Origin of the sequence: Sphingobium sp. AP49 (assembly GCF_000281715.2) — a bacterium.
Classification (GTDB): domain Bacteria; phylum Pseudomonadota; class Alphaproteobacteria; order Sphingomonadales; family Sphingomonadaceae; genus Sphingobium.
The window spans coordinates 3,428,200-3,444,750 of sequence record NZ_CP124576.1 but is presented as its reverse complement, the minus strand read 5'-3'; the positions used below and the strand labels follow the sequence as shown (position 1 = coordinate 3,444,750).

The window sequence follows — 16,551 nt, the reverse complement described above, 5'->3', positions numbered from 1 at the left end:
GATGCCTTGCCTATCCTTGTCCTGCCGTCGGGCGGGCAGCGCCCTGCTGCGCGCCGGATGCAGCCTGTTCGCCCTGTCCCCGTTCGCCCTGTCGACGCCCGCTGCGGCGCAGAGCGTGGCGAGCGACGATATCGTCGTCACCGGGCAGGCGCCGCCGGGCGCGGTGATCGGCGACATTCCGGCGCAGAACCAGCTCGGCCGTGCCGACATCGATGCCTATGGCGTCGGCACGGTCAGCGAATTGCTGGACGAGATCGCGGCGCAGACCAGCAGCAATCAGGGGCGCAGCGATGACGGCCCGGTGGTGCTGGTCAATGGCAAGCGGATTTCGGGCGTCAACGAGGTCAGCGACCTGCCGACCGAGGCGATATTGCGGCTCGACATCCTGCCCGAGGAGGTCGCGCTCAAATATGGCTATGACGCGCAGCGCAAGGTGGTGAACATCATCCTGCATCGCCGCTTCCGATCGCAGGTCGCCAATCTGGGCGGCGGGATGGCAACGGCGGGGCAGGGCGAAAATCTGGCCGGCGATGTCGGCTATACCCGCATTCGCGACAATGACCGGGTGAGTGTGACGGCGCGGGCCAAATCCTCCGCCTCGCTGCTGGAAAGCGAACGCGATGTGATCGTCGATCCGGCGGCGGCGGGCGACCCGACCGGGCGGGTCAGCGACGACCGCGCCTATCGCACGCTGTCGCCCGCCACCCGCAGCTATATGCTGAACGCTACGGTCGCGCATCAGTTGAGCGAGACGGCGAACCTGTCCTGGAACGGGCGGGCGGATTACAAGAGCAGCAAGGCGCTCAATGGCCTGCCCACCGGCAGCCTGACCGATGGCGACGAGACGGTCGACCGCATCCTGTCGCTCGATCCGCTGCATCAGGACACGCGCGCGCTGACGCTGAGCAGCGGCGTCAGCCTGAACATCGACCTGTCCAAGACCTGGCGTATGTCGGTGATCGGCAGCTACAGCCATAGCGACACCCGGACCGATAGCGATCGCGGCTATGATCTGGACGATGTGCAGGCGGCGCTGGACGCGGGCGATGTGGATGCCGATGGCGTGCTGCCGGCAAGCCTGCTCGGGGCCATGGGCACGCAGAAGGCGCGGGCGTTGCAGGACACGGGAAGCGCCAGCCTGCTGGTCAATGGCAAGCTGTTCAAGCTGCCGGCCGGCAATGTCGGCATGAACCTGCGCCTGAGCGGCGACACGAGCAGCCTGCGATCGTCCAGCACGCTGGATGGGGTGATGTCGCAGCGGACCGCGAGCCGCACCAATGGCGGCGCACAGATCAGTTTCGACCTGCCGATCGCCAGCCGGCGCAATGGCTTCCTGCCGGTGCTGGGGACGCTGACCGCCAATATGAACGCATCGGTGACGCAGGTTTCCGACTATGGCACGCTCGGCACGCTGGGATATGGCCTGAGCTGGACGCCCCGCACCGGCATCACCATCATCGCGGCGGTCAATAATGACCGGACCGCGCCGACGCTGGACCAGCGCAACAGCCCGACGATCACGACCAGCAATGTGCGCGTCTATGACTATGTGCGGGGCGAGAGCGTGACGGTGACGCAGGTGACCGGCGGCAATCCGGCGCTGACCGCCGACAATCGCCACCAGTTCAAGCTGGGCGCGACGGTGAAGCCGCTCACCAAGGTCAACCTGACCCTGTCGGCCAATTATGTGAGCAGCGAGACGCGCGACGCGATCATCAGCCTGACCGGCGTGTCCTCCGCATTGGAGGCTGCTTTCCCCGATCGCTACAGCCGCGACGAGGAAGGGATGCTGACGCGGATCGACACGCGCTCCGTCAATGTCGCGCGCGAGGAGGTGAAGCAGCTGCGCTGGGGCCTCAATTTCACGCAGATATTGCGCAAGCCCAAGCGGCCCGAGCCGCCGGCCGGCTTTGTACCGCCATGGCGGCGCGCGGCGGCGCAGGCAGAAGGGACGCAGACCGACAGGCCCGAAACGGAGGAGGCGATGCGACGGCCCGACGCGGTAGGTGAAGATGGTTCAGCGGCGGACGAGGCCGAGATTTTGGTCAATGGTCATCGTCCCGATGACGCGACGCCGATGGGGCCACCCGGCGGTTTTGGCGGACCGGATGGTTTTGGGCCGCCACCCGGCCCTCCGCCCGATGGCATGGGACCGCCCGATGGCCCGCCGCCTGGAATGGGGGCTGGTGGTCCCGGTGGCCCGGGCGGACGGGGCGGCTTTGGTCCGCCCGGTGGCGGTCCGTTCGGCGGTGGCAGCGACAATGGCGCGCGGCTGCAATTGTCGCTCTATCACAGCATCATGCTGCGCGACGCGGTGCTGCTGAGCGAAGGCGGGCCGTGGGTAGACCTGTTGAACGGCGGCACGCTGGGCGGCAGTCCGCAGCCGCGCCACAAGGTGCAGCTGAGCAGTGGCGTGATCGACAATGGCGTCGGCATCCGGCTGGACGGCAATTGGCAGAGCGCATCGCATGTGACCGGCGACCAGACGGCGTCGGGCGGCGACCTGCGCTTTGGCGAACTGGTGACGTTCGACCTGCGGCTGTTCGCGAACCTAGCCAACCGGTTCCGTGGGCAGGACTGGGCGCGGGGCATGCGGGTGAGCTTCACCGTCGGCAATCTGCTCAACCGGCGGCAGAGCGTGACCGATGGCACGGGCGCGACGCCGGTCGCCTATCAGCCCGCCTATCTCGACCCCGAAGGGCGGACGCTGATGCTGTCGGTGCGCAAGATATTCTAGAGCCGATGATTAAATTCCATCATGATCTAGATAAATTCGGGGAATCATGATTATCGCCAAATATTGAGTTCGTGCGGTGTGTCGTCCGCGCGCATGACTGATTATGAGGCGGGGATGTGATGCCGGCAATATTGATCGCCTTATATGCCGTAGCGCAGATTGTCGCATCCCTACAGGGATTGGAAACCTATTTGGGTGTTCTGGGAGCGTTGTTCGTCATCGCCCTGTGCCTCTATTTCCGCTTTACCCTGCCCCTGACGATCGCCGCTTTCCTGTGCGCCAAAAATGTCTGGGGGTGGCACTGGTTCTTCGCCCTGTTGTTTGTCGCGCCTGGCCTGGCCTTCCTGCTGCCTGCGATCGCGGCGGTGGTGATTGGATCGCTGCTCGCGATCCTGCCCTGGGGTAAAATGCACAAGCGTCGGTCCACGTCCGTCGATGACGGCATCATCGAGGGCGAATATGAGGAAGTGTTCGATCTCGACGCACCGCCGATGCGAGGCGGCGCGCAGGCGCGTCGCGCCCGGATCGAGCCCGAACAGCAGGCGGTGCGCAGCGGCAGGCCAGCCTGGCGTCGCGGGCTGAAGGCCGCCTTCTATATCATCGGCATCGGTGTAGGCGTCGTGATCGCCATCGGGGCGATGGAGCGCTCGCGCCAGCCCGATGCGGGAGCATCCTATAATGCGGTGGAACCGATCAACGACATGGCCGATTTTGGCGTGCCGGTTGAAACCCCGGTTGCGGGCGAAGTGCCTGCCCAACTGGCCATCCCTCCGCTGGACGATGCCGATCTGCAGATGGCGGTGAGCGAATTTGACCGCATCTATTCCGAGACGGGCATGTCCGGTGCAGCCGACCATAGTCGCGATTGCCACAATCGCCTTGCCACATCGCATATGGTGGGCGATTTTGATCGCTGCATCGGTTTCGACCGTGCGGCGGCGCTGATCGAGGAGGCCGCTTCCCGGCACGGATTTCCGCCGGATTATTATTTCCGCGAGGTATCGGCGGATGACAGCGTTCGGGCGGCAGGACGGCTGGTGTCGGATGACGATGCCATCATCAATGACCGCATCCAGCGTATCCGTGCCGGCATCGCCGTCGCGCTGAACCGACTGGGCGAGCAGAAGGCCGCGAACAATGGCTATGGCGCGCTACCGGCAGAGGCATCCAGTGACGAGAGCAACGCTTATTGATGCGAAAGGGGCGCCCGGTTGTCCGGACGCCCCTCCTTCGTGACGGCTTTGCTATGGGGTGCCGTGAACAGGCTTACGCCTTGTAGACCTTGTCCACAGCCGCACAGAATTTGGTCATGTCGGCGGCCGAGCCGACGGTGACGCGCGAGACGTTGGGCCAGATCGACCAGTTACGGCCGATCTGCACCTTTTCGGGCGCGGCCATCAGCGCCGCCTGCATTTCCTTGGCCGGCTTGTTCCAGTTGACCATGAACATGTTGGCCTGGCTGCCGGGCTGGACTTCGATGCCCTTCTTGGTGAGCCAGGCGATGGTCTGGTCGCGGGCGGCGATCATCTCGTCGCGGCGCGCCTTGATGAGCGCGGCTTCGGGATAGACCGCGTTGCCGCAGGCCATGGCAGTGATCGACAGGCCGCCGGCCGACGGGCCGAACAGCATCAGGCGCTTCTGTACTTCGGGATCGGCGAAGGTGAGGCCGAGGCGGATGCCCGCCATGCCGAACAGCTTCGAGAAGGTCCGCATGACGATGATGTCCTTGCGGTTGCCGATCAGCGAGGCGGCGCTGGGAGCCTCGGAGAAGTGGAGATAGGCTTCGTCGACCAACAGCATGGCGTCAGCCGGCTTGTTGTCGAGCAGCCACTTGATGTCGGCGATCGGCGTGATCGTGCCGGTCGGGTTGTTGGGCGTGCAGATATAATAGAGGCCGGCGTTCGGATTGGCGGCCAGCATGGCCTTCACGTCATGGCCCTTGCCGATGGCCTGGGGCGCCTTGGCGATCGGTGCCTTCAGATAGTCGGCGGTGCGCCAGGCGGATTCGAAGGTCGGGTCGGCGGTGACCAGGCCCTTGGTCGGCGAGCAATAGGCGGCGACGGTCGAGACCAGCGGGCCACCCGAACCGGGCCACAGCATCACTTGAGCTTCGGGAATGCCCTCCACCTTGGCGATGGTCGAGACCAGGTCGCCGCGATAATTGTCGGGATCATACCAGTTGCCGACGGCGCCGGCCTTGGCAATGGCGTCGACGCCCGAGGGGAAGGGGCCGGTCCAGCATTCGTTCGAGCCGATGCGCACCGCGCCCTTGACGCCGCGGGCGGCCTGCTGCTGCGCGAAGGCGGGCGCGGCCAGCATTTCGTGCATCGCGGCGCCGGCGCCGATCAGGGCGGCAACCTTGGCAAGCTGGCGGCGCGAATAGCCGCGCTCGATCAGGTCTTCCCGCGCTTCCTTGTCCAACATCATGGTCATGCCGATTGTCCCCTTGTTTTCCTGCGAAATGCCTTGGATTTCGTCTGGAGAAACGAAGTCGGGAACAATATCCGCAATGCAAAAGGGGCTGCGGCGCGCTTTATTTTGCGCCCCGCAGCCCCTTTTCGTAGCGGAAGCTTGGATCAGGCCTTCCAGACCGCGTCCACAGCCTTGCAGAATGCGTCCATTTCCTCGGCCGAGCCGACCGAAACGCGCGAAACATTGGGCCAGATCGGCCAGTTGCGGCCGATCTGGACATTCTGGGCCAGGATAGCGGCCTGCATCTGCTTGGCGGGCTTGCCCCAGTCGACCATGAACATGTTGGCCTTGCTGCCGGGCAGGACCTTGATCCCCTTCTTGGTCAGATGGGCGATCGCCTTGTCGCGATTGGCGGCCATTTCCGCCTGGCGCTGCTTGATGAGGTCGGCCTGGGCGACCGAGACCGTGCCGCAGGCGACGGCGGTCATCGGCAGCATGCCGGTGACCTGGCCACCGTCATAGCGCATCATCTTTTCCATCAGCGAGGGCGCGGCGAAGGTGAGGCCCAGGCGCATGCCGGCCATGCCGAACAGCTTCGAGAAGGTGCGCAGCACCAGCACGTCGTCGCGGGTCGCGGCGAGCTTGGCGGCGCGCGGCGTGTCGGTCCAGTGGATATAGGCCTCGTCGACCACCAGCACCGAATCCTTGGGCTTGTTGGCGGCCAGCCATTCGATGTCGGCGATCGGCGTGATCGTGCCGGTCGGGTTGTTGGGCGAGCAGATATAATAGACGCCGGCATTGGGATCGGCCGCCAGCATCGCCTTCACGTCATGGGCGTTGTCCTTGGTCAGCGGCACCTTGATGACCTTGGCGCCGAGCCAGTCGCCGGTGCGCCAGATCGCTTCATAGGTCGGGTCGGCGGTGACGATGCTCTTGGTCGGCGAGGCGAAGGCGACGGCGACGCGGCTCAGCGGATCGGACGAGCCGGGCCAGGCGACGATGCGGTCGGCGGGAATGCCCTCCACCTGGGCGACGGCGGCGAACAGCTTGGCATGTTCATCGTCGGGTTCGTAGCGATTGCCTTCGCGCACCAGCTTGAACGCGGCTTCCTGGGCGATCGGGAAAGGGCCGGTCCAGCATTCGTTGGCGCCGATGCGGACGGCGCCGGCCACCGGCTTGGCCGCCTGCTGCGCGGCGGCACCCACGGTGCGCATCGCGACGGCGCCGGCGCCGAGCAAGGCGGTTACCTTCGCCAGCTGACGGCGCGAATAACCGCGATCGAGCAGGTCCTGTTCAAACTCCGTAGGCGTGGTCGTTTCCATGGTCCCTAATCTCCCTGACATGCTTGAATGCAGCCTTTGCTTGTATGACGAATGTACAGATTGTTTCCGCCACGCAAATGAGGAAGATGGCGCGGGTTATCAGCGATGCGCAATAATCGTGCTTTTCCGCTCGCGTTCCGATCATGTCGCGCGGAAAGCACTTGGAATGAAAGCGCTCCATCTGTTAGCGCTTTATCATGTCCAGCACCCCCGCCGCCGCCGCCCGCCAGATACTCGTCCGCCTGCAGGAAGTGATGGCAGCGCGAACCAGCGCCCAGGCCAAGCTGAACAAGGTGGTCGAGATCATCGGCGAGTCGCTGTCGAGCGAGGTCTGTTCCATCTATCTGGTGCGCGAAGGCGTGCTGGAACTGTTCGCGACGCGCGGCTTGAAGCAGGAGGCGGTACATGTCACGCGGATGGCAAAGGGCGAGGGGCTGGTCGGGCTGATCGCCACCAATGTCGAGACGCTGAACCTGGACGAAGCGGCGGCCCATCCCGATTTTTCCTATCGCCCCGAAACCGGCGAGGAACTGTTTCACAGCTTTGCCGGCGTGCCGATCGTGCGGCGCGAGAACGCGCTGGGGGTGCTGTGCGTCCAGCATGTCGAGCCGCGCAAATATGAAGAGGTCGAGATCGAGGCGCTGCAGACGGTCGCGATGGTGCTGTCCGAACTGATCGCCAATGCCGAACTGGCCGACGACGGATCGACCGATAACCGCGTGCAGGAAACCGGGTCCAACATCATGACCGGGCTGCAACTGGTGATGGGCATGGCGCGTGGCCATGTCGTCTTTCACCAGCCGCGCGTCCATATCGAGCATACCGTGGCCGAGGATACCGAGGCGGAGCGCCAGCGCGTCATCTCTGCCTTTGCCAAGATGCGCGAGCAGATCGACCGGATGACCGGTGCGGTCGAGTTCGGCACCGAGGGCGAGCATCAGGAGGTGCTCGAAACCTACAAGATGTTTGCCTATGACGAGGGCTGGATCCGCCGCATCAACGAGGCGATCGACAGCGGCCTGACCGCCGAGGCCGCAATAGAACGGGTGCAGCAGCGTACCCGGATGCGGATGCGCCAGATCGATGATCCGCTGTTGAGCGATCGGATGCACGATCTGGAAGACATGGCCAACCGGCTGCTGCGAATCGTGTCCGGCCAGTTGGGCACCGCAGCGCAGATGGGGCTGCGCCAGGATGCCATCCTGATCGCGCGCAACCTGGGGCCGGCCGAATTGTTGGAATATGACCGGCGGCGGCTGAAGGGCGTCATTCTGGAGGAAGGGTCGCTGACCGCGCATGTCACGATCGTCGCCCGCGCCATGGGGGTGCCGGTGCTGGGGCGTGTGCGCGATATCCGCCACCGCGTGAACGAGGGCGATCTGATCCTGATGGACGTCGGCAGCAACGCATTGCTGATCCGCCCGACATCCGACATGGAAGAGGCGTTCGAGAACAAGCTGCATGTGACGCAGAAGCGCCGTGCGGAGTTTGCCGCGATGCGCGACCTGCCGTCGGTGACGCTGGACGGGGCGCGGATCGAGCTGATGGTCAATGCCGGCCTGCGCGAGGATGCGCAGGCGCTGGATGTTGTCGGCGCCGATGGGATCGGCCTGTTCCGCACCGAATTCCAGTTTCTGGTGTCGGCGACCCTGCCCCAGCGCGAGAAGCAGCAGCGGCTCTACAAGGAAGTGCTGGATGCCGCCGGCGACCGGCCCGTCATTTTCCGCACCGTGGACATCGGCGGCGACAAGGCGCTGCCCTATATGCAGCGGGAGGATGACGAGCAGGAGGATAATCCGGCGATGGGCTGGCGCGCGATCCGCCTGGCGCTGGACCGGGACGCGCTGATGAAGGCGCAGGCGCGGGCGCTGCTGGAGGCGAGTGCAGGCAAGGTGCTGAACATCATGTTCCCGATGGTGTCCGAGCCGTGGGAATATGAACAGGCCCGCGCGCTGGTCGAGCATCAGCGCCAATGGCTGGTGTCGCAGAAGAAGAAGCTGCCGCAGGCGGTGCGCTATGGCGCGATGCTGGAGGTGCCGGCACTGGCCGAAGTTCTCGATCTGTTGCTGCCGCAGCTCGATTTCCTGTCGATCGGGACCAACGACCTGACCCAGTTCCTGTTCGCGGCCGACCGCGCGCATCCCAGGCTGGCAGAACGCTATGACTGGCTGAGCATCGCCATCCTGCGGTTCCTGGACCGGGTGGTGCGAACCTGCGCAGCCTATAAGGTGCCGGTCGGCGTGTGCGGCGAGATGGGGGGGCGCACGCTGGAGGCGATGGCGCTGATCGGCCTTGGCGTGCGGCGCCTGTCGATCACGCCGGCTTCGGTCGGTCCCGTCAAGGCGATGATCCGTGCCGTCGATGTCGGCGAATTGCAGGCGTTGATGCGTGATATGCTGGATAGCGGCGCGAGCGATATCCGCGTGCAGTTGACGGCATGGGCCGAACAACGGGGCATCGAACTCACCTGAAAAGAGACCGGCCCGGCGTTGACAAGCGCCGTCCCGCAATGAGACAAGGCCGCCAACCAAGGTCGCGGAGCAGCATGGCAGACGAACCCGAACTCGAAACCGGCGCGGAAAGCGCGCCGGAAGCGCAGCCCAGCACCCCCGGCGCGAAGTTGCGCGCCGCACGCGAGGCCCAGGGCCTGTCGGTGCAGGATATCGCCACCCGCACGCGGATCGCGCAGCGCCAGCTGGAGGCGATCGAGCGGGACGATTATGCGGCGCTGCCGGGCATCCCCTATGCGGTCGGCTTTGCGCGGGCCTATGCGCGGGCCGTGGACCTGGACGAAGTGGCGATCGCCGCCGACGTACGGAGTGCCGTGCATAATACGGACATGGGCGCGACCCGTTATGAGGCGTTTGAGCCTGCTGATCCTGCGCGCGTGCCTTCGCGTACCCTGGCCTGGACGGCTGCGGTGATCGCCATCGTCGTGATCGCCGGCTTCACCATCTGGCGCACCCAGTTGTTGACCCCGCCGACCGGCGAAGAAATCGCCGAGCAGCAGGAGCAGCGGCCCGCACAGTCGCAGCAGCCGGCGGCTGGCGCCCCGGTTGCCGCCCCCGTTACCGGGCCGGTGGTGTTCACGGCGGTCGACGATGTGTGGCTGCGCATCTATGACGAGGCGGGCGAGCGGTTGAAAGACGGCACGATGAAGAAGGGGGAAAGCTTCACCCTGCCGGCCGATGCCAAGGGGCCGATGATCCTGACCGGTCGCCCGCAAGCGCTGACCGTTACGGTCGGTGGCAAGGCGATAGCGCCGCTGGGAGCCGCAGACCGAACGATCGCAGATGTTCCGGTGAATGCCGAGGCACTGTTGGCGCGCGCCGCACCGGCAGCGGCTGGCCAGGTCCCTGCGGCTGTGCCGGCCCGAACGCCTGCGCGGACATCGGCACCCGTCGGCACGCCGTCGATCCAGGCGCCCGTGCCTGCGTCGGCTACGCCCGCGCCAGCACCAGAGACGCCGGCGCCCAGCGCCGGAAACTGACCCTGTCCCTTGTCCGGACGGCAGGGACACGCGGCGCTTTGTTGCGTGGCGCGCCCGCCTATGGTTAAAGGCGGAGAGATTTAGTCGGGGATCATCATGCGTTACGCTTTTTTCGCGACCACCGCTCTGGCGCTGGTTGCGCCTGCGCTGTTGGGGCTGGCGCCATCGGCCGCCGCACAGCAAAATCCGAGCGTCGATGTGCGCGTCGACCGGCTGGAAAAGGAAATGCGCGCGGTGCAGCGCAAGGTCTTCCCGGCCGGAACGCCGGTGGAAGCCGAAATCACGCGCCCGACCGCGCCGGTCGTAGCGCCGGGTACGCCCGCCTCGACCCCGGTCGCCGATCTGACTGCACGGGTGGGGGCGCTGGAATCCCAACTTGCCTCGATTACCGGGCAGGTCGAGGAAAACAGCTATAAGCTCAAGCAGCTGGAAGAGGCGTTTACCAAATATAAGGCCGAAAACGAGGCGCGGTTGCAGGCCGATCCACCCGCCGTTCGGCCCACCGTCCCGGTGGCCGGTGGCGTTGATGTGCCGGCGCCATCCAAGCCGGCCGTGAGCAAGCCTGCAGCGGCCAAGCCGGCGCCCGCCGCCGCGCCGGCAACGGCGGGCGCGAGCGAGGCCCGTAAGACCGCCGTCGCAGCGATCGAGAAGCCGGACAGCGGCGATGCCGCTGCCGACGCCTACAGCTATGGCTTCCGCTTGTGGGATGCGAAATTCTATCCCGAGGCGCAGGCGCAGCTGAAGGCGACGGTCGATAAATATGGCGATAGTTCGGTCGGCAGCCGCGCGGCCAACCTGCTGGGCCGTGCCTATCTGGACGATGGCAAGCCGGCGCTCGCTTCGGTCGCCTTCTATGAAAATTACCAGAAACGCCCGCGTGGCGAGCGTGCGGCTGATAGTCTGGCCTATCTGGGTGAGGCGCTGATCCAGCTCAAGAAGCCGGCTGATGCCTGCAAGGTCTATGCGGAACTGGAGCAGGTTTATGGTGCGACGCTGTCGAGCGGCCTGCGCGGCATGATGGACAAGGGCCGGACCAAGGCCAAGTGCAGCGTCTGAGCCGATAGCCGTGCCGGAGCTGGCACCGTCCCATCGCCCTGATGCGCTGCGGCTGGCCGTGCGCGCACTGGTGGATGGGGAGGAGACGGCCCGGTTCGGCATTGCGGTATCGGGCGGGCCGGATAGCATGGCGCTGCTGGACCTGGCTGTACAGGCCTGGCCCGGCCGGATCGCTGCAGCCACGCTGGATCACGGGTTGCGCGCCGAATCGGCCGCCGAAGCGGCGATGGTGGCGCGCTGGTGCGCGGAGCGGCGCATTCCCCACGCCACGCTGGCACCAGAGGCCCCCGTTTCCGGCAATGTCCAGGATTGGGCGCGGCGGCAGCGTTATGCCCAGCTGGAGGCATGGCGGGCCGGCGCCGGGCTGGACTGGATATTGACCGCCCATCATGCGGACGATCAGCTGGAAACCCTTCTCATGCGGCTCAACCGGGGATCGGGTGTCGGTGGCCTGGCGGGCGTGCGGGGGCGAACTGGCCGGGTGTTGCGGCCATTGCTGGCAGTGCGCAAGGTGGCGTTGCAGGCCCATGCCGACCAGGCCGGGCTGCCCTATGTGCTCGACCCGTCCAATGCCGATCCGAAGTTCGACCGTGCTGCGCTGCGCCGGCGCCTGGATGGGGTCGACTGGATCGATGCGGAGGCGGCCGCGCGCAGTGCGGCTGCGCTGTCGGAGGCCGAGGTGGCGCTGCAATGGACCGTGGCGGGGCTGGCGGCAGCGCATATCCATCCATCGACCGATGCCTGGGTGCTGGATCGCACCGACCTGCCGCGCGAACTGCTGCGGCGGCTGCTGATCGCGATGCTCTGTTCGGCCGAGCCGGGGATCGTCTTGCCGCGCGGCGAGGCGCTGGACCGGGCGATTGCCGCCGCGCGGGCCGGGCGGCAGGCGAGTCTGGGCGACTGGCTGCTGCGTGGTGGCGCGGCATGGACATTGTCGCCCGCACCACCGCGACGCTGAACATTCGGAAAAGTTCCACCGTCCAGCGCAGGACGCCAACGGTCGGTCGCTTTTGGGCGGCGTGCTGACCGGTTCTTAACCCATGGCCCGTTAACCACAGTAATGTGACCAATAGCGGGATGAGTTTGGAATGATGGAATTTGCGGCGCTGACCTATGGCTTGCTGGCCAGCGTGATCCTCTCGGCGGCCAAGCGGAACCGAAAGCTCAACAAGCCGCATCCGCCCCTGCTTCTCTATATGGGCTATCTGCTCTGTGGCCTGTCCGCCGGTCTGGCGATCGTCCTTGTCTATGTCGCGCTTTTCCAACTGACGGGCAACTGATCGCCCGGATTCCGGCAGGAAGCGCCGTTGCCCAGCTTGCGCTTTCTTTGGTACGCCCTATCTTGCCAGGTGAAAGTGAGTGAGGATGAACGACGAGAAAGACCCGCAGGGCAATCCCTGGATCAAGAGTGCGATGATTTGGGCAGGCGTCATCATCGCCCTGCTTCTGTTCGTCTCGATGTTCGATCGCCCGGCTGCCAATGCCGGCAGCGCCATCGCCTATTCGGAATTCCGCGCCAAGGTGCAGGAAGGCCAGGTCAAGGACGTGGCGATCGCGCCCGACCGGATCACCGGCACCCTGTCGAGTGGCCAGGGTTTCAGCACCGTCCCGGTCAATGATCCCAAGCTGACCGACCTGCTGGACGATTATAACGTCAAATATTCGGGCCAGGCCGAACAGCAGCCCAGCTTCTGGCAATATCTGCTGTTCCAGTCGCTTCCGTTCCTGCTGATCCTGGGCATCGCCTTTTTCGTGCTGCGCCAGATGCAGAAGGGCGGCGGCGCGGGCGGCGCGATGGGCTTTGGCAAGTCGAAGGCCAAGCTGCTGACCGAAAAGCATGGCAAGGTCACCTTCGATGACGTCGCCGGCATCGACGAAGCGCGCGAGGAATTGCAGGAAATCGTCGAATTCCTGAAGGATCCGAGCAAGTTTGCGCGTCTGGGTGGCAAGATCCCCAAGGGCGCGCTGCTGGTCGGTTCGCCCGGCACCGGCAAGACGCTGCTGGCCCGCGCGATCGCGGGCGAGGCGGGCGTGCCCTTCTTCACCATTTCGGGTTCGGACTTTGTCGAAATGTTCGTCGGCGTCGGCGCCAGTCGCGTGCGCGACATGTTCGAGCAGGCCAAGAAGAATGCGCCCTGCATCGTCTTCATCGACGAAATCGACGCGGTCGGCCGCCATCGTGGCGCGGGCCTGGGCAATGGCAATGACGAGCGCGAGCAGACGCTGAACCAGCTGCTGGTCGAGATGGATGGCTTCGAGGCCAATGAGGGCATCATCATCGTCGCGGCGACCAACCGCCCCGACGTGCTGGACCCTGCGCTGCTGCGTCCGGGTCGCTTTGACCGCCAGGTCGTGGTGCCCCGTCCCGACATCGAGGGCCGCGAGAAGATTTTGGCCGTGCACATGAAGAAGGTGCCGCTGGCGCCTGACGTCAACCCGCGCACCATTGCGCGTGGCACGCCGGGCTTCTCGGGCGCGGACCTTGCCAATCTGGTCAATGAAGCCGCCCTGATGGCAGCCCGTCGCGGCAAGCGTCTGGTCGCCATGGACGAGTTCGAGGCGGCCAAGGACAAGGTCATGATGGGCAGCGAGCGCCGCTCCATGGTCATGACCGACGACGAGAAGAAGATGACCGCCTATCATGAGGCGGGTCATGCCATCGTCGCGGTCCATGAGCCGGCGTCCGACCCTATCCACAAGGCGACCATCATCCCGCGCGGTCGTGCGCTGGGCATGGTGATGCGCCTGCCGGAGCGGGACAGCTACAGCTATCATCGTGACAAGATGCACGCGAACATGGCCGTGGCCATGGGCGGCCGCGTCGCCGAGGAAATCATCTTCGGCTATGACAAGGTGTCCTCGGGCGCATCGGGCGATATCCAGTACGCCACCAAGCTGGCGCGCGACATGGTCACCCAATGGGGCATGTCCGACAAGCTTGGTCCGCTGCAATATGAAGAGCAGCAGGGCGAGACATTCCTGGGCTATTCGCAGAGCCAGCGCGTCCATATGTCGGACGAGACGGCGAAGCTGATCGACAAGGAAATTCGTGGTCTGGTGGAGCAGGGCTATGCCCGTGCGCAGGAACTGCTCAAGGGCCATGAGGATCAGTTGCACCTGCTGGCCAACGCGATGCTGGAATATGAGACGCTCTCCGGCGAGGAGATCAAGGCGCTGCTGGAAAAGGGCGAGATCACCCGCGACGACGGCACGACGATCAAGCCTTCGGTGATCCCTGCGGCGGGTTCGTCGATCCCCAGGACGCGCAAGCGCAAGGGGCCGTTCGGCGATCCGAGCCCAGCCGGAGCCTGAGGGCGCCGGAGACTGAAATAAAAGGGGCGTGGCCATATGAGGGCCACGCCCCTTTTTTCTGGGCCTATGATGTCAGTTGAAGGTTTTGCATGGGTCAGGCCAAGATTGGCCCGACGTGAGGACGGCAAGTGCTGCGCCATCATCCAGGGTGGAGCGGAGGAGGGGGAGCGGGAATGGAACTCCGTTCAACCTGATTATGCGTCGAGATAGCTTATTGTCATCGACCGGCCGTATTGTCGATCTATGGCACTCGATATGAAATATCGTCCTGTATCGCCACTCGTTTCCGAGCCTGTCAGTTCAGACCGGCAACCCCAATATGAGGTCTGGGATACGATTGAGCGATATGCGGCCATCGACGCGGTGCTGGCGCCAGCCGCGCCAGGGGCGGAGCAGATCGCTCCGCCTTCCAAATGTGGCGACATGGCGGACGCGGGCGAAGAACTTACGCAAATTTGTTGAGAGCCGGCATCCGACAGGGGGTTGGGACTGTGACAAGTGGCATGACGTTGCGGCTTGGGGACGGCCTGAAAGGATGATTGCCATCCCCCGCCGAGGAAGCGACTTCATCGGGGCATCTCATCCCAATCGCGCATTCGGCTGACCGGATGGATCGTCCATCGGTGCATCGGCCCCCATGCCTCGCAATAAAATCCCCCAGGGGTCTGGCCGTTTTGCAGGTTAATGGTTACATGGGCCGCCACAAATCCCCCAGCGGTCAGGTTTCCTCAGCCCGACCCGCACAGCAGAAAGTGGCTTTTTCCATGGACATCCGCCTTGGCCTCACCTTTGACGACGTGCTGTTGCAGCCCGCCGAATCCGATGTGCTGCCGAGCCAGGCGGATACGTCGACCCATGTGACCAGGGCGATCAAGCTCAATATCCCGATCCTGTCGTCGGCGATGGATACGGTGACCGAGGCCGACATGGCGATCGTGATGGCGCAGTTGGGCGGCATCGGCGTGCTGCACCGCAACCTGACCGTCGAGGAACAGGCCGATGCGGTCCGCGCGGTGAAGCGGTTCGAGAGCGGCATGGTCGTCAACCCGATCACCATCCTGCCGACCGCGACGCTGGCCGATGCGCAGATGCTGATGCAGCGCCACAAGATCAGCGGGATTCCCGTCGTCGAGGCCAATGGCAAGCTGGTCGGCATCCTGACCCATCGCGATACCCGCTTTGCCGAAAATCCGAGCCAGCCGGTCAGTGAGCTGATGACCAAGGACAATCTGGCCACCGTGAAGGTCGGGGTCGGCCAGGACGAGGCGCAGCGGCTGCTGCACCAGCGCCGGATCGAGAAGCTGCTGGTGGTGGACGACGCCTATCATTGCGTCGGCCTGATCACCGTCAAGGATATCGAAAAGGCCGTTACCTATCCGCAGGCGACCAAGGATGCGTCGGGCCGGTTGCGCGTCGCCGCCGCATCGACCGTGGGTGAGAAGGGCCTGGAACGCAGCAAGGCGCTGATCGATGCGGAATGCGACCTGATCGTCATCGACACTGCCCATGGCCACAGCAAGCAGGTTGCCGTCGCGGTGGAAGCGGTCAAGAAATTGTCCAACCATGTCCAGGTCGTGGCCGGCAACGTCGCCACCGCCGAAGCGACCAAGGCGCTGATCGACGCCGGCGCGGACTGCGTGAAGGTCGGCATCGGCCCCGGTTCGATCTGCACCACCCGCGTCGTCGCGGGTGTGGGCGTGCCGCAGCTGACCGCGGTCATGGATTCGGCCAATGAAGCGCACAAGCATGGCGTGCCGGTGATCGCCGATGGCGGTCTGCGCACGTCGGGCGACGTGGCGAAGGCGCTGGCCGCCGGCGCGGGCTGCGTCATGGTTGGGTCGCTGCTGGCGGGCACGGCCGAAGCGCCGGGCGAAACCTTCCTCTATCAGGGCCGGGCCTATAAGAGCTATCGTGGCATGGGCAGCGTCGGCGCGATGGCGCGCGGCAGCGCCGACCGCTATTTCCAGGCCGACATCAAGGACCAGATGAAGCTGGTGCCCGAGGGCATTGAAGGCCAGGTGCCGTTCAAGGGGCCGGCCAAGGATGTCATCCACCAGCTGGTCGGCGGCGTGAAGGCGGCGATGGGCTATACCGGCAGCCGCACGATCAAGGATCTGCAGGAGCGCGCCCGCTTCGTCCAGATCACCAATGCCGGCCTGTCGGAAAGCCATGTCCACGACGTGACGATCACGCGTGAGGCCCCCAACTATCCGACGCGCTGA

Annotated in this window: 11 protein-coding genes; 9 read left to right on the top strand and 2 right to left on the bottom strand. The window is 65.1% G+C overall.

What is annotated here, in order from left to right; genetic code table 11:
• The first annotated feature begins 1 nt into the window (after window position 1).
• A complete protein-coding gene (locus tag PMI04_RS16420) occupies window positions 2-2,737 on the top strand; it encodes a hypothetical protein (RefSeq protein WP_007711792.1) in 2,736 nt (911 codons plus the stop codon).
• Between the two features lie 191 nt (window positions 2,738-2,928).
• The gene (locus PMI04_RS16415) at window positions 2,929-3,930 is read left to right on the top strand and encodes a hypothetical protein (RefSeq protein WP_157178153.1); all 1,002 of its coding nucleotides are present in this window, start codon (window positions 2,929-2,931) and stop codon (window positions 3,928-3,930) included.
• 73 nt (window positions 3,931-4,003) lie between these two features.
• Here the strand turns inward: PMI04_RS16415 and PMI04_RS16410 are convergent, their stop codons facing one another.
• Window positions 4,004-5,170 carry a pyridoxal phosphate-dependent aminotransferase gene (locus tag PMI04_RS16410; protein ID WP_007711778.1) on the bottom strand — a complete coding sequence of 389 codons (1,167 nt, stop codon included), beginning with the start codon at window positions 5,168-5,170 and terminating at the stop codon, window positions 4,004-4,006.
• Window positions 5,171-5,313: 143 nt separating this feature from the next.
• Entirely contained in the window at window positions 5,314-6,471 is a 1,158-nt protein-coding gene (locus tag PMI04_RS16405; RefSeq protein ID WP_007711776.1) for a pyridoxal phosphate-dependent aminotransferase, read from the bottom strand.
• A 197-nt stretch (window positions 6,472-6,668) separates the two neighbouring features.
• Here PMI04_RS16405 and ptsP point away from each other — a divergent pair, with 197 nt between their 5' ends.
• From ptsP to guaB, 7 genes are all read left to right on the top strand, one after another.
• Window positions 6,669-8,942: a phosphoenolpyruvate--protein phosphotransferase gene (gene ptsP / locus PMI04_RS16400; RefSeq protein ID WP_007711775.1), complete on the top strand. Its 2,274-nt coding sequence runs from the start codon at window positions 6,669-6,671 to the stop codon at window positions 8,940-8,942.
• Window positions 8,943-9,016: 74 nt separating this feature from the next.
• A complete protein-coding gene (locus tag PMI04_RS16395; RefSeq protein WP_007711774.1) occupies window positions 9,017-9,961 on the top strand; it encodes a helix-turn-helix domain-containing protein in 945 nt (314 codons plus the stop codon).
• Window positions 9,962-10,057: 96 nt separating this feature from the next.
• Window positions 10,058-11,017: a hypothetical protein gene (locus PMI04_RS16390; RefSeq protein ID WP_007711773.1), complete on the top strand. Its 960-nt coding sequence runs from the start codon at window positions 10,058-10,060 to the stop codon at window positions 11,015-11,017.
• 10 nt (window positions 11,018-11,027) lie between these two features.
• Complete coding sequence (gene tilS / locus PMI04_RS16385; protein WP_007711772.1) at window positions 11,028-11,975, top strand: tRNA lysidine(34) synthetase TilS; 948 nt, start codon at window positions 11,028-11,030, stop codon at window positions 11,973-11,975.
• A gap of 130 nt (window positions 11,976-12,105) precedes the next feature.
• Window positions 12,106-12,297, top strand: coding sequence for a hypothetical protein (locus PMI04_RS16380; RefSeq protein ID WP_007711771.1), 192 nt, complete (start codon window positions 12,106-12,108; stop codon window positions 12,295-12,297).
• A gap of 85 nt (window positions 12,298-12,382) precedes the next feature.
• Window positions 12,383-14,329 (top strand): ATP-dependent zinc metalloprotease FtsH, encoded by a 1,947-nt coding sequence (gene ftsH, locus PMI04_RS16375; RefSeq protein ID WP_007711770.1) that lies wholly within the window; start codon window positions 12,383-12,385, stop codon window positions 14,327-14,329.
• Between the two features lie 764 nt (window positions 14,330-15,093).
• Window positions 15,094-16,551 (top strand): IMP dehydrogenase, encoded by a 1,458-nt coding sequence (gene guaB / locus PMI04_RS16370; protein WP_007711769.1) that lies wholly within the window; start codon window positions 15,094-15,096, stop codon window positions 16,549-16,551.